Genomic DNA, 13845 nt, shown 5'->3' on the forward strand with positions numbered 1-13845 from the left:
TGCCCGTGCTCGTCCGTTCGCCGATCGGGACCGGACGGGCTACCGAGCCCCGACCCGAAAGGCTGCCGCCCGTGACCAAACCCGCCCGCCGCGACCCGAGCAACCTCGTCGACGCCTCGGGGTTCCGCGAGTTCGTCCGGCACGGCTGGGGCCCGGCCGACCGGGCCGCGCGCGTCGTGCCCGGCGCCGCCGACCCCGCCGCCGCGCACCGCGCCCGGCTCAGCGCCGCGCTGCCCGGCGCGCGCATCGCCGTGGCGGCCGGCTGGTCGCCCGTGCGGTCCAACGACACCGACTACGGGTTCCGGCCCGACAGCGACTTCTCGTGGCTGACCGGCTGCTCCGCCGAGGGCGCCGTGCTGGTCATGCACCCGGTGGGCGGCGGGCACGAGGCCGAGCTGTTCCTGCGCCCGCCCGCGGGCCCGGACGAGCCGGACTTCTTCGCCAACGCCCGCGACGGCGAGCTGTGGATCGGCCCCGTGCCGGGCCTGGCCGAGTGGTCCGAGGCGCTGGGCGTGCGGTGCCGCCCGCTGCACGAGCTGCCCTCGGCGCTGCGCGGCAGGCTGCCCGCCGTGCACGCGACGGCGGGCGCGGACCCGCTGCTGGACGCGCTGGCGGGCGCGGACCACGCGGCCGGGCTGCGGACCGCGCTGGCCGAGCTGCGGCGGGTCAAGGACGACTGGGAGGTCGGCCAGCTCCAGGCCGCCGTGGACGCCACGGTCCTGGGCTTCGCCGACGTCGCGGCCGAGCTGGGCGCCGCGGTCGAGGGCGGCGGCGAGCGCTGGTTGCAGGGCACGTTCGACCGGCGGGCGCGGACCGCGGGCAACGGCCCCGGCTACGCCTCGATCGTGGCCGCCGGGCCGCACGCGCCGGTGCTGCACTGGGTCCGCAACGACGGTCCGGTGCCGGAGGACGCGGTGCTGCTGCTGGACGCGGGCGTGGAGCTGGACACGCTCTACACCGCCGACATCACCCGGACGCTGCCCGTGTCCGGCGCCTACACCCCCGCCCAGCGGCAGGTGCACGAGTTGGTCGAGCGCGCGTCGACGGCCGCGCTGGCGGCCGTGCGACCGGGCGCGGACTACCGGGACTTCCACCGCGCGGCCATGCGCGTGCTCGCCGAGGGCCTGCGCGACTGGGACCTGCTGCCGGTGTCGGTGGACGAGGCGCTGGACGCCGACGGCCAGCACCACCGCCGCTACATCGCCTGCGGCGTGGGGCACTTCCTGGGCCTGGACGTGCACGACTGCGCCAACTCGCGGGCCGAGGCGTACCACGACGGGGCGCTGGAGGTCGGCATGGCGCTCGCCGTCGAGCCGGGCCTGTACTTCCACCCGAACGACGAGACCGTGCCGCCGGAGCTGCGCGGCATCGGCGTGCGGCTGGAGGAGAACGTGGTGGTGACCGGGGAGGGCAACCGGGTGCTGTCCGCGGCCCTGCCGTCCGACGCCGCCGGGCTGGAGGCGTGGGTGGCCGCCGCGGGCCGCTGAGCCGGGCGCGATCGGCCGCCGAGCTACGCGTGGGCCCCGTCCTCCGGGGCGGGTCCCCGCCCGCGGCCCTTGCGCAGCAGCCGCACCGACGTGATGGCGTGGTGCTCCACGGCCAGCACCTCGACGGTCCAGCCGGACACCGCGACCTGGTCGCCCGGCTCCTCGGGGATGCGCCCGAGCAGCACCAGCACCAGGCCCGCGATGGTGGCGTAGTCGCCGTCCGGCGCGTCGGGCAGCTCCACGCCGAGGTCGTCGAGGTCGTGCACGGGGAACGTGCCGGGCAGCACCATCGACCCGTCCGCGCCGCTGCGCACGGCCATCACGTCCCGGTCGGTCTCGTCGAGGATCTCGCCGACGATCTCCTCCAGCAGGTCCTCCAGCGTGATGATGCCGTCCACCGCGCCGTGCTCGTCGACCACGAGGCCCAGCTGGGCGCGCTCGGCCTTGAACCGGCGCAGCGCGTCGGACACCTTCACCGAGTCGGGGAACACCAACGGCGGCCTGGCCAGGTCGACCAGCTCCGCGTCGTCGTCGAGCAGGTCGCGCAGGTGCACCACGCCCACCACGTCGTCGAGGTGGCCGCCGCGGGCCACCGGCGCGCGGGAGTGCCCGGACGAGGCCAGCTCGGCGCGGGCGGCGGGCACGTCCAGGGCGGAGTCCAGGGTGACCACCGCCCGGCGCGGCACCAGGACCTCGCGCAACCTGCGCTCGTTGATCTCCAGCGCGCCGGTCATGATCATCCGCTGCTCGGCGTTGAGGCCGCGCTGGGCGTGCACCAGCTCGCGCAGCTCCTCGGACGACATCTGCTCGGACTCGGCGTCGGGCTTGCCGCCGAACACGCGCACCACCAGGTTCGTGGACGTGCTCAGCAGCCACACGGCCGGGCGGGAGATCGTGGAGAGCAGGTGCAGCGGGCGGGCCACCAGCAGCGCCCACCGCAGCGCGTTCTGCATGGCCAGCCGCTTGGGGGCCAGCTCGCCGAACACCAGGGTCAGGAACGTCAGCACGACCGTGACCAGGGCGATGGCCACCGCGTTCGCCGCGTTGCCCAGGAACGACAGCAGCGGCACGATCGGCCGGGCCAGCGACACCGCCGCCGTCGCCGAGGCCAGGAACCCGGCCAGGGTGATGCCGATCTGGATGGTGGCGAGGAACCGGTTGGGGTCGCGCGCCAACCGGACGAGGGTCTTCGCGCCGGGTTTGCCGTCGCGGTCCAGCGCCCGCAACTGCCCCTCGCGCAGCGAGATCAGGGCCATCTCCGAACCGGCGAACACCGCGTTGAGCAGCACCAGCACCGCGACCAGCGCGAGCGTGAATCCGTACCCGTCCACCCCCACCCTTTACCCAAACGCGGCGAACCCAGACCACCGGGTGCGCGACGCCACCCGCGCGTTGGTCATTTCGAGTGGCACGGCTGCCGCGACGCGCCCCGTGTGGGTTACAACAGGCACCGGGAGGTCACATGGGGTCAGCCGCGGTCCACCGGTCCTTCGTGGTCGTGGACGTCGAGAGCTACGGCGACCCGACCCGCACCACCCACGACCGCCTCGTGCTGCGCGACGGCATGTACCGGGTGCTGCGCGAGGCCTTCGCCGAGTGCGACCTGCCGTGGTCGGAGGACGACGTCGACGACGCGGGCGACAGCCTGCTGGCGATCGTGCCGCCGGAGGTGCCGAAGGCCGTCCTGGCCGACCACCTGCCGTCCAGGCTGGCGGCCGGGCTGCGCCGCCACAACGCCGCCCACGCCGCGGGCGCGCGGATGCGGGTGCGAATGGCGCTGCACGCGGGCGAGCTGGCCTACGACGCGCGCGGCCAGAACGGTCCGGGCCTGATCCTGGTGCACCGGATCCTGGACGCGGCGGCCGCGAAGCAGGCGCTGCGCGACTCCACCGCGACCCTGGTCCTGATCGTCTCCGACTGGTTCTACGACGCGGTGGTCAGCCAGGACCCGGCCACCCACCCGGGCGACTACCGGCCCGTGCCGGTGGAGGTCAAGGAGGTCCGGGGCAAGGCGTGGGTGCGCCTCGTGGACGGCCACCCGACCACCCGGCCGACCGCCGGCGCGGCCGGCCGACGGGCCGCCCCCGCGCGCCCGCTGACCCTGGCCGAGCTGGGCCCGCTGGTGGCCGTGCTGCTGAGGACGCCGGGCTTCGACACCCGCGAGGGACGCGACCTGGTGCTGCGCGAGCTGCCGTTCGCCGCGTCCGTCCCGCGCCACGGCGCGGACCGGCCCGACGCGGTGAGCATCGTCCGGACGTGCGCGCACTACCCGGGCGGGCTCACGGCGCTGGTCGAGGTGATCCGCTTCTACGCCGCCGGCACCACCGAAATGGCCGAACTGGACGCCCTGATGGGTGAACAGGACGACGACGTCTAGTTGCCGCAGGCAGCACCGAATACCGCCATACGCACCTCTTCCCCGCTGTTTCCACGACATTACACTGAGTCATGCCGTCGAGGGTGAATCCCCCACAGCGCGGGGACGCCCAACCTGGTGGCCAAGTCGGGAGGCTCGCTGGTGGATGAATCCACAATTCGGATCGACTCCGGTCTGGTGGACCTGACGAACGTTCCCCTCGACGCCTTGGAGGCATTCGACGACGAGGCGCTGGCGGCGTCGGCGGAGCGTTTCCTCAGACAGGTCGACCACGCCAGCAGCAGCGTGGGCGGCGACTACAACGGCTCCTGACCAGCGGGAGCCACGTCCATGACGAGGGACGACCACCCAGCGGCGGAACGGGACCCGGGCGCGTGACCTCGCCGGTCAACCACACCACGACACCGGGGCAGCTGGACGTGCTGGCGTCCGGCCGGTTCGACGCCGACGTGGCCGGGCTGCTGCGCGACGTCGAGCGCACGAGACGGCTGCTCGCCCTGCGCCTGGTGCTGCGCCACCTCAGGGACCTCCGGCCGGCCGGCGGCCCCCTGCTCCCGGTGGACGACGCGTGGGACCTCCTGGTCGAGGCCGAGCGCGCCCGCCCGGAAGCCGTCGCGGACCTCCTGTCGCGCCCGCAGGTCGGCGTGTGGTCGGCGCATTTGCTGCGCGCCCTGCGGCACAAAGCGACCGACACCGCGCCCCTGTGGTTCCACATCGGGCAACTCCACGCGCTGGCGGCCGCGGCCGGGATAACCGCAGGATTGCGCTTCACCACGACCATTCCGCTGTGGGACGGCAGTGGCGCGCTCCCCGGCCTGGGCACCGCGCGGGTGCCGGATTCGACCGGGTGGGGCTGTGGCGTGGTGATTTCGGACGCGTCCGGGTTCACGGTGGAAACCGGTGCCGGCGGGACCGGGCCCGCCGACTGGCGTCCCATCCGAATTCTGGTGGGCAAAGGGGACGCGCACGCGCCGCGCGTGCACCTGGACGACACCGGGCCGTACCGGGGGTTGGCGATACCGGAGCGGCCGGAACCGCTCACCGGACCGGCCGCCGCGCGGTGGGCCGAGGTCTTCGCCGACGCCTGGGCGCTGCTGGAGCGCGACCACCCGCACCGGGCGCGGGAGCTGGCCGGCGGGCTGTCCGTGATCACGCCGCGCCCGGCGAAGCACCGGTTCCGGCCGCACAGCGGGTCGATGGGCGACGGCTACGGCGCCGCCGTCATCTCCGAGCCGCACGACGCCGTGCAGCTGGCCGTGACGATGGTGCACGAGTACCAGCACAGCAAGCTCACCGCGATCGGCCACCTGGCGCCCCTGAGCGGCCTCGACCCGGCGGCCACCTGCTACGCGCCGTGGCGCGACGACCCCCGGCCCGTGCCCGGCCTGTACCAGGGCGTCCACGCCTTCCTCGCGGTCGCGGAGTTCTGGGAGCGGCACCGCGCGCGGGCGGGCGGGCCGGACGCCGAACCGGCGCACTTCGAGTTCGCCCTCGTCCGGGCGCAGGTCGACGAGGCGCTGGGCGCGCTGCGCCGCAGCCCTTCGCTGACCGACGTGGGGAGGAGGTTCGCGGCCCGCCTCGCGGAGCGGCTGGCGGTGCTGCGGGACGCCGACGTGCCGGCCGGGCCGCTGGCCGCCGCCGAGGTGGCCGTCCTCGACCACCGGGCCGCGTGGCGCGCCACCCACCTGCGCCCCGAACGGGCGCACGTGCTGGGGTGCGCGGAACGGTGGTCCTCCGGCGCGCCCGCGCCCGCGTCGACGCCGCTCTTCCCCGTCGCCGCGGCCGCCACGCCGCCCAAGCTGGACACCAAGGCGGTCCTCATCAGGATCCGGCTCTCCGACCGGGCCGGGTTCGACGCGATGCGGTCGGCGCCCGGCGACGGCGCGCGGGAGGTCGACGCCGACGTCACCGGGGCCGACTTCGCCCTCGTCGCCGGTGACCACGAACGGGCCCGCGCGGCGTACGCGGAGGAGATCGCCGCCGGCTCCGACCGGCCGGGCGCGTGGTCCGGCTACGGGCTGGCGCTGCGCGGCCTCTCACCCGGCCCGGCGTCACGGGCGCTGCTGGAGCGACCGCACCTGGTCCGGGCGGTGCGCGCGGAGTTGGCGCGCCGCGGCGAAGCGCCCGACGTCGAACGCCTCGCCGCGTGGCTCGGGACGGTGGACTAGCGGTGGACTAGCAGGTCACAGGGGCATCGGGTCGATGTCGAAGTCGGCCCGCGCCACCGGGTCGCCGAGCCGGATCACCAGGGGGTGGCGTTCGCCGAGCCGGTCGCGCAGGGCCTGCGCGGTCCCTTCGTGCAGGACGTCCGCCTCGGCGTCCCGCCCCAGCGCGCGCAGGTCCTGGGCGAGGTTCGACCGGCAGGCCAGCGTCGTCGGGTGGTCGGCGCCGAACACGGCCGTCGCCCGGTCCAGCACCTCGGTGTCCAGCTCGAACGCCCCCCGCGCGTCGCCCGCCCTGTGCAGGTCGCTCGCCAGGTTGAGGGCGGTGAGCACGCTGGACGGGTGGTCCGGCCCCAGGCGGGCGCGGAAACCCGCGAGGGTCGACTCGTCCAGCTCCCGCGCGCCCCGCGCGTCGCCGGCCAACCGCCGCAGGACCGCCACGTTGACCGCGGCCGACAGCGTGTGCGGGTGCTCGGGGCCCAACGTCTTCGCGTACCGGATCAGGATGTCCTGGGCGAGCTGCGCGGCCTTGCCGTGGCGACCGAGGTACCTCATGGTGATGGACCTGGCCAGCGCGGCGGCGAGCGTGTCGGCGTGGTCGAGGCCGTACCGCATGCGCAGGCCCTCGAAGGCGGTGTCCGCCGCCTCCATCGCGCCCTCGTGGTCGCCGGCCTTGCGCCGCGTCGCCGCCAGGTGGCGCACCGCGCGCAGCATCCTCGGGTCGAGCGGCCGCAGCTCGCCCTGCCGCTCGTAGACGCGCACGATCTCCTCGTGCTCGACCCGCGCGTCCTGGTAGTCGCCCAGCTCGCGCCGGTCGAGCACGAGGCTGACCTGCGTCATGAGCGCCATCTCGTGCTCTTGCCCGTACATCTGGACCTTGCGGTCCCAGGTGTCGGTGTCCAGCTCGTGGGCCGACCGGTAGTCGCCGGCGAGCCGGAGGCTCACCCCGAGGTTGTGCGCCTCGTTCAGGGTCATCGGCTCGTCGTCGCCCAGGTAGCGGACGCAGAGCTCGTAGTTGCGCCTGGACAGCTCCAGCGCGCCGGGGAAGTCGCCCTCGGCGCGCCTGTCCGCGGCCACGGCGCTGATCGCCGCGATGGTCTCCTCGTGCTCCTCGCCGAAGGCGCCCCGGTGCCGCTCCAGGAGAGCGCTGTTGAGGGGCGCCGCCTCGGCGTAGCGGCTCTGCACCCACAGCATGAAGCCGTACCAGCGCCCCATCCTCAGGGTGTCGTGGTGCACCTCGCCCAACCGCTCCAGCCAGATCCGGTAGATCCGCTCGGACAGCTCCAGGCTCCGGTCGTGCTCACCCCAGCGGTAGAGGAACTGCACCTGGTTGTTGATCAGGGACCGCACCGGTTCCGCCTCGCACTCGTAGGCGTTGGACGCGGCCAGGTGCGCGTTCAGGTCGGCGTACTTCCGCCAGTTGTCCGACTCGCCCGGCGACTCCGGGTCGTTCGCGGCCAGCATCTGGTGGGCGGCGTGGCGCATGGTGGCGCGCTCGTCGTCGGTCATCTGGCTGATGAGCACGGCTTGGACCAGGCGGTGCAGCTCGATCGAGTTCGCGCGGTGGTCGACGCGCACGAGCGCGAAGCGGTGGATGTCGCGGATCGCCTCGCTGAGCCGCAGGCGGTCGCGCAGGACCCGGGACAGCTCGGGCGGGACGCCCACGATGTTGCGGCTGTTGTAGGTGAACATGGTGCGGTTGATCGGCTCGGGGGCCAGGAACGCGCACATCTGGAGCAGCCGCAGCGCGGAGGGGTTCTTGCGCTTCAGCTCGCTGAGGGAGAGGTCCCACATCGCCGCGACCGACTTGGGGTAGTCGAGGGTCGTGGTGACGTCGAGCAGCTCCAGCTGCTTCTCCGCCAGGAGTTCCAAATATTCAGCGGCGGGCATACCCGTCTCCACGCGCCACGCGGCCGCCTGCGCGACGGCCAGCGGCAGGTCGCCCAGCGCCTCCGCCAGGCGGCCCGCGTCCTCCTCGGTGAGGTCCGGGTCGCGGCGGCGCAGCAGCTGCACGCTCTCCGCCCGCCGGAAGACGTCGACCTCCAGGGGGCGGGCGACGCTGAGCCACTGGGAGTTGCGCGAGGTGACGAGGATGCGGCCGGTGCCGCCGGTCGGCAGGTACTGCTGGACGGCGTCCGGGCTGTCGGCGTTGTCGAAGATGAGCAGCCAGTTCGCCGGGACCTTGGGGTGGCCGCCGCTGCGGAGGGCGTCGAGCACCTGCTGCACGGCGACGTTGGCCTCGGTGCCGACGTTGAGGTCCAGGCGCTGCCCCAGCTCGACGAGCGAGTCGACGATCTTCACCGCCCGCTCCGCGGGGATCCACCAGATGACGTCGAACTTGGTGCGGTTGCGGTAGGCGTACTCGATGGCCAGTTGCGACTTGCCGACGCCGCCCATGCCGTGCAGCGCTTCGGGCAGCACCGCCGCCGTCGAGCCCCGGACCAGCCGTCGTTCGAGCTCCTGGAGCAGGTCGGCCCGCCCGGTGAAATTCGGGTTCCTCGGCGGCAGCCCCCCGAAGACGGGCGCTACGAGGGTCTCACTCCTTTCCTCGCGGTCGACGGTCGAGGTCACGTTCTCTCCTCCTGCGTTTCGCCGGTCACCGTCAGCCCCCGCTCGCACGCGCGCGTGGTCGTGCCCATCCGGTCGTGAGACTCTAGCGCCGTCTTTTTTACCTTGATCGACATTCACCGCGGACACCGGGTCGAGCCGGCTGGAATAGGGCAGGTGAATACCCGACAAGGCCCGGCGCACGGCTTGGTCCACGCCGACGACGTGACGCGGTGCGGGGATGGTGGGCCCCTCGGTCCGCGGCAATTCCCCGACCGCCGGCAGGGCCGTCCCGGTCATTTCCGACTCGTGCTCGTGCAGGTATTCGCGCACGAGTCGCGCCACCCGTTCGGTCTCGCTGCGACGGCCGTGCGCCAGCAGTTCCTCGCGGACACCCGCAACCACGAAATCGAATGTCGCTCGCCTTCGGTCGGTGTAGGAATCGCGCGGGGGCTGGGCCACGAGGGGACCGCCCAGGAACTCGGCGACGGCGGCGGGCCCGGCGTCGGGGCGCAGGCGCTCCTGGATGCGCGCCAGCAGCGCCACTTCGAGCGGGGCCGCGGCGAAGTGCACGGCCAGCGCGGCCACGGACCTCGACGCGGACGCCCGGTAGGCCGCGACCAGCTGCGCGGCGGTGGGCGGTCCGCCGCCGGTGGCCGGTTCGGCCGCGGCGAGGTCCGGCTCGACGGCCGCGAGGTCGCGCCCAACGGCCACGAGGGCCGCGCCCGACGTCGTCCAGCCGGTCGCGGCGGTGAGCCCGGCCCAGCGCCGCAGCCCCGGCAGGCCGAACCCGGTGAGGAAGATCGGCACCACGTGGCCGAGGTCGTCGTACAGGCCCGGCACGTCGACCTGCGGTTCCCACTCCTGGGCGGTGTTCGGCGCGCCCGGTTCGGGTGCCTTCAGCCGCACGCGGTGGAGGTCGAGGCCGGTCCGGCGGGCCATCGACCAGGACAGCGGGCCGGCCACGGCCACCGAGTGCCCGGCGCCCAGTTCGCCCAGGGTGGCCCACGCCCGACCGGACCGCCAACCCCGGTCGACCAGGTCGGTGAGCACGAGGACCAGGCGACGGCCGGCCGGCTCCAGGACGTGGCCCGCGTCGGGGTCCCGCAGCGCGGGCCGGCCGGTGTCGCCGGGGCCGAAGGCGCACGCGGTGACCGCCTCGAACACGCCGGACCCGCGCAGGCCCTCGACGAAGTCGTCGACGGCGGAGGCCCAGATCGCCATGGCGGGGCCGTCGTCGACCGCCACCACCAGTTCGTGCGCGCGGCCGGCGAGCGGCGCGAGCGCGTCCCGCAACCGGTCCGCGGCCCACCCGGGTGCGCCCGGGCCGGCCGCCGCTCTGTCGTCGGCGCCCTCGTCGAGCGCGCGCACGGTCACCGCCTCCCGGGGCGACAGGTGGGCTCGTGCCCGGACCGATGGCACCATTGACGCGAATATTCAACCGAATCGACGTGCGGCGAAGAGCGATCCCCGTGAATCCGCGCCGAATGGATCGTCACGCCACCGCGCCCTCGGGTCGTCCGCGCGGGCCGCGCCGGCGAACGGTCGACCGATAAGCACCCGATATCCGCCGCGCGTCGGTGGGGCATGACTCAGATCCCTCCCTGCGAACCCCACCCGTGGGCCGGAGGTTCCGGTAGACGCTCTGCGTCATCCCACAATACGGCAAGAGTGCGCCCCAGGTGGGGCTCGATCGGGTCGCGCGACCGCAACGACTCGGCCCGCAACTCCGCCACCCGGTGGGGTAACCCGCGAACCTCACCGCCTTCGAACAACTTCGTCACGACCTCGTGAAAACGCAGGTTCGAGCAGTCCTCCCGATCCCAGATGATGATCGGAATGCCCGCGCGGAACGCCAGCGCCGCCTCGTGCCACGCCCGGCCGCGGCGGTCGCCCGGCGGTTCGCTGAGCACGAGTGACACGATCGAGTTGTCCTTCAGCTCGACGGCCATGTCGGTGAGGTCCCAGCCGCCGTTGTCCCGGCTCCAGTACAGCCGCGGCGAAGCGCCTTCGCCCGACATCGCGCTCCAGCGCTGCTTCCACGCCAACCAGTAGCGCTGCGCGCGCATCCGCTCCAGGCTGCGCAGCACCACCGGGTGGTCCATCGCCAGCGGCACGGCCACGTCGGACAGCGACGCCTTCCGCCAGAACTCGACCGGGGTGTTGATCATCTCCCAGGGGAGGGTGAACTCGACGACGATCGCGCTCACCCGCGGGCCGCCGGTCGTGGTGCCCAGCTCGACCTCCAGCTCCGCGATCACGTTGTCGACCTCGGTCTCCAGGTCCGCCCGGAGGACCTGGGCGTCACCGCGGCGGCCGGTGTTCCCGCCGGACCCCGCCCAGTACCTCCAGTGCGAGAACACGACCTTGTCCGGGTCCTCGGGATCGGGGTCGACCTCGAACACCAGGTGCACCGCGTCGACTTCCCGGTCGTTGAGCCCGGTGCGCCAGTCCGCCCGCTCCACCAGGTCCGTCACCTCGAACCGCTCGGCCCACCGCCAGTTGTACCGCCGCAGCTCGTCGGCCAGCGCGCCGTCACCGACGCGGCCGGCGAGGCAGTCGACGAACACCATGGCGGGCGGCAGCGCGCCCGGACCGGCGTTGTGGTCCGCCAGGTGGAGGAACACCGACCACACCGTCCGGCACCGCGCCGGCATGTCGTCGCAGCGGCCGGCGCAGGCGACCCGGGTCAGCAGGCGCAGCAGGCGCCGCTCCTCCGCGGGGTCCTCGGCCAGCCGCACGGACCGCAGCACCCGCCCGAGCCGGTCCCAGTCCCGGGTGGGCAGCGCCCGGCAGGCCGTCCACTCGTCGGCGAGGTCGCGGAGCAGGTCGAGTTCCGGCGCGTGGGGCTCCAGCACCGACAGGCAGTCGACGAGGGCGTTCAGGCCACCACCGCGGCGGCCGCACCAGCGGACGAGGCCGAGCAGCTGGAGGTGGGCCTCCTGCCCCTCCAGGTGCACCGGTTCGCCGAGGACGTCGGAGAGCAGGTCCACGAGCATCGCCCGACCGTGCTCGGTGCGCAGGCACTCGCAGCGCGCCAGCGCGGAGACCAGCTCGCCCTGCAAGCGCAGCTGGGCGGTGCCCGCACCGAGGTCCGTGACCATGCGACCATCCCCCTGTCCCACCGCCGACCCCCTGTCCCACCGCCGGCGCCGGATCGCGACGAGCGTCGACGAAGGGGAGGTCGTCACCCCCCGCTCATCACGAGAGCAACTGTTCCACAGGGACAAGGGGCCTTTTCCGCAAAATGCGGTCACACGGCGGCCGGGTGCCGGGTGGACAGGGCGCGGCCCGTGGTGGTCAGCTCGGTCGCCACGCGGTCCACCGCGCCGACGAACTCGGGCTCGTCGCAGTCCCAGTCGTCCAGCCTGACCAGCAGCCAGCGCCGCCAGGCGTCGACCAGGCGGGCGAAGACCTCCGTGCCCTGCGGGGTGAAGCGGTAGCGGCCGCCGTCCTCGGCGAGGTAGCCGCGGGTCTGGAGCTGGCGGGCCACCGGCTCGAACACGCCCGCCGGCACGCCGGTCTCGTCGGTGAGCCGGTCGAGGTCGGCCGCGCCGCGGGCGACGCTCTGCCGGAACACCCTGACCACCAGCCACGCCTGGGCGTGGGTGAGGGGCACGCCCGAGGCGGCGAGGACCTCGGGCGTGGGGTCGCGGCGCTCCCTGGCGACGATCAGGGCGACGAGCTTCTCCAGCTCCCGCTCCGAGTTCCAGGCCCTGGGTTCGGCGAAGTTGTCGCCCACCTCGTTCGCGGCGGCGCGCGCGGTGTCCCGCAGCGGCACCTCCCGCAGGAACAGGGCCACCAGGAAGGCGACCGCGGCCACCGGCGCGGCGGCCAGGAACACCGTGTGCAGCGTGTCGGCGTAGGCGGCGATGATCGGGGCCTTCTGCTCGGCCGGCAGGGCGTGCAGGGCCTGGACGTCGGTGGCGACGCGCGGGTCGACGCCGGGCGGGATCGCGCCGGCCAGGTGGTCGGGCAGGTTGCCCGCGTAGATCGTGCCGAAGACCGCCACGCCGAACGAGCTGCCGAGGGTGCGCAGGAAGCTCACGCCGGACGTGGCCACGCCGAGGTCCTCGTAGCTGGTGGTGCTCTGCACGACCACCATCGTCACCGGCATGCACATGCCGACGCCCAGGCCGAGCACCAGCATGTACGCCGACGCCTCCCAGAACGACGTGCCGACGCCGAGCCGGGACAGCAGGAGCATCCCGAGGACCATGAGCGGGCTGCCCACCAGCGGGAACACCCGGTAGCGGCCGGTCTTGCCGATGATGTTGCCGGTGGTGATCGACGCCGCCATCAGCCCGACGACCAGCGGCAGCATCTCCAGGCCCGACTGCGTGGCCGACGCGCCGTGCACGTACTGGAGGTAGGTGGGCAGGAACGTGACGCCGCCCAGCATGGCGAAGCCGACGACGAAGCTGAGGACCGCGCACACGGTGAACACGCGGCCGCGGAACAGCCGCATGGGCAGCATCGGCTCCTCGGCGCGCAACTCGACCAGCACGAACGCCACCAGCGCGGCCACCGAGCCCGCGGCCATCCACAGGATCGTCGGCGAGGCCCACGGGTACTCGACGCCGCCCCACGACGTGACCAGCGTGAGGCCGGTGGCGGCCAGGGCGATCAGCAGGATGCCGAGGTAGTCGATGCGCGGTCGGGCGCCGCCCTTGCCCGGTGGCAGCGCGACCGCGGCGACCGCGAGCACCACCACGCCGAGCGGCAGGTTGACGTAGAACGCCCAGCGCCAGCTCAGGTGGTCCACGAACAGGCCGCCCAGCAGCGGTCCGACGACCGTGGCCACGCCGAACACCGCGCCGATGAACCCCTGGTACTTGCCGCGCTGGGCGAGCGGCACCACGTCCGCGATGACCGCCGCGGACGTCACCATCAGCCCGCCGGCGCCCAGGCCCTGCACCGCGCGCGCCAGGATCAGCCGCGTCATCGAGTCGGCCCAGCCGCACAGGAACGAGCCGACCAGGAACAGCACGACGCTGATCAGGAACGCGGGCTTGCGCCCGAACAGGTCGCCGAACTTGCCGATCAGCGCGGTCATGATCGTCTCGGCGAGCAGGTACGAGGTGACCACCCACGACAGGTGCCCGCCGCCGCCCAGGTCGCCGACGATGGTCGGCAGCGCGGTCGCCACGATGGTCTGGTCCAGCGCGGCGAGGAGCATCCCGAGCATGATCACCGCGACGACCGCGTTGCGCGCGCCCCGGTTCACCCCGGTTCGTTCGGCCTGATGGACCACGGCGGACCTCCCGGGTGG

8 protein-coding genes are annotated in these 13845 nt (G+C 73.8%); 4 read left to right on the forward strand and 4 right to left on the reverse strand.

Annotation, left to right across the window (positions count from 1 at the left end; all coding sequences use genetic code 11):
• Positions 1-71: 71 nt before the first annotated feature.
• Positions 72-1487: an aminopeptidase P family protein gene (locus tag ABD223_RS08975; RefSeq protein ID WP_344035536.1), complete on the forward strand. Its 1416-nt coding sequence runs from the start codon at positions 72-74 to the stop codon at positions 1485-1487.
• 23 nt (positions 1488-1510) lie between these two features.
• Here ABD223_RS08975 and ABD223_RS08980 read toward each other — a convergent pair whose 3' ends face one another.
• The gene (locus ABD223_RS08980) at positions 1511-2818 is read right to left on the reverse strand and encodes a hemolysin family protein (protein ID WP_344035537.1); all 1308 of its coding nucleotides are present in this window, start codon (positions 2816-2818) and stop codon (positions 1511-1513) included.
• A 131-nt stretch (positions 2819-2949) separates the two neighbouring features.
• Between ABD223_RS08980 and ABD223_RS08985 the strand changes: the two genes are divergently transcribed.
• The 3 genes from ABD223_RS08985 (at position 2950) to ABD223_RS08995 (ending at position 6032) form a co-directional block, all read left to right on the forward strand.
• Complete coding sequence (locus ABD223_RS08985) at positions 2950-3864, forward strand: effector-associated domain 2-containing protein (protein WP_344035538.1); 915 nt, start codon at positions 2950-2952, stop codon at positions 3862-3864.
• 117 nt (positions 3865-3981) lie between these two features.
• Positions 3982-4176, forward strand: a complete 195-nt coding sequence (locus ABD223_RS08990) for a hypothetical protein (RefSeq protein ID WP_344035539.1) — start codon at positions 3982-3984, stop codon at positions 4174-4176.
• Positions 4177-4238: 62 nt separating this feature from the next.
• Positions 4239-6032 (forward strand): HEXXH motif domain-containing protein, encoded by a 1794-nt coding sequence (locus ABD223_RS08995; RefSeq protein WP_344035540.1) that lies wholly within the window; start codon positions 4239-4241, stop codon positions 6030-6032.
• Positions 6033-6047: 15 nt separating this feature from the next.
• Here ABD223_RS08995 and fxsT read toward each other — a convergent pair whose 3' ends face one another.
• The 3 genes from fxsT to ABD223_RS09010 form a co-directional block, all read right to left on the reverse strand.
• Positions 6048-9998: an FxSxx-COOH system tetratricopeptide repeat protein gene (gene fxsT / locus ABD223_RS09000; protein ID WP_344035541.1), complete on the reverse strand. Its 3951-nt coding sequence runs from the start codon at positions 9996-9998 to the stop codon at positions 6048-6050.
• Positions 9999-10165: 167 nt separating this feature from the next.
• Positions 10166-11677: a VMAP-C domain-containing protein gene (locus ABD223_RS09005; protein ID WP_344035542.1), complete on the reverse strand. Its 1512-nt coding sequence runs from the start codon at positions 11675-11677 to the stop codon at positions 10166-10168.
• A 149-nt stretch (positions 11678-11826) separates the two neighbouring features.
• A complete protein-coding gene (locus ABD223_RS09010) occupies positions 11827-13761 on the reverse strand; it encodes a DHA2 family efflux MFS transporter permease subunit (protein ID WP_344035873.1) in 1935 nt (644 codons plus the stop codon).
• Positions 13762-13845: the final 84 nt, after the last annotated feature.

The sequence above is a fragment of the Saccharothrix xinjiangensis genome (genome assembly GCF_039527585.1).
Lineage (GTDB): Bacteria > Actinomycetota > Actinomycetes > Mycobacteriales > Pseudonocardiaceae > Actinosynnema > Actinosynnema xinjiangensis.

What these genes read in the sequence shown, in the direction of transcription:
- ABD223_RS08985 (WP_344035538.1), top strand. Translation starts at nt 2,950, where the DNA reads ATGGGGTCAGCCGCGGTCCACCGGTCCTTCGTGGTCGTGGACGTCGAG.
- fxsT (WP_344035541.1), bottom strand. Translation starts at nt 9,998, where the DNA reads ATGGTGCCATCGGTCCGGGCACGAGCCCACCTGTCGCCCCGGGAGGCG.
- ABD223_RS09005 (WP_344035542.1), bottom strand. Translation starts at nt 11,677, where the DNA reads ATGGTCACGGACCTCGGTGCGGGCACCGCCCAGCTGCGCTTGCAGGGC.
- ABD223_RS09010 (WP_344035873.1), bottom strand. Translation starts at nt 13,761, where the DNA reads ATGCTCGGGATGCTCCTCGCCGCGCTGGACCAGACCATCGTGGCGACC.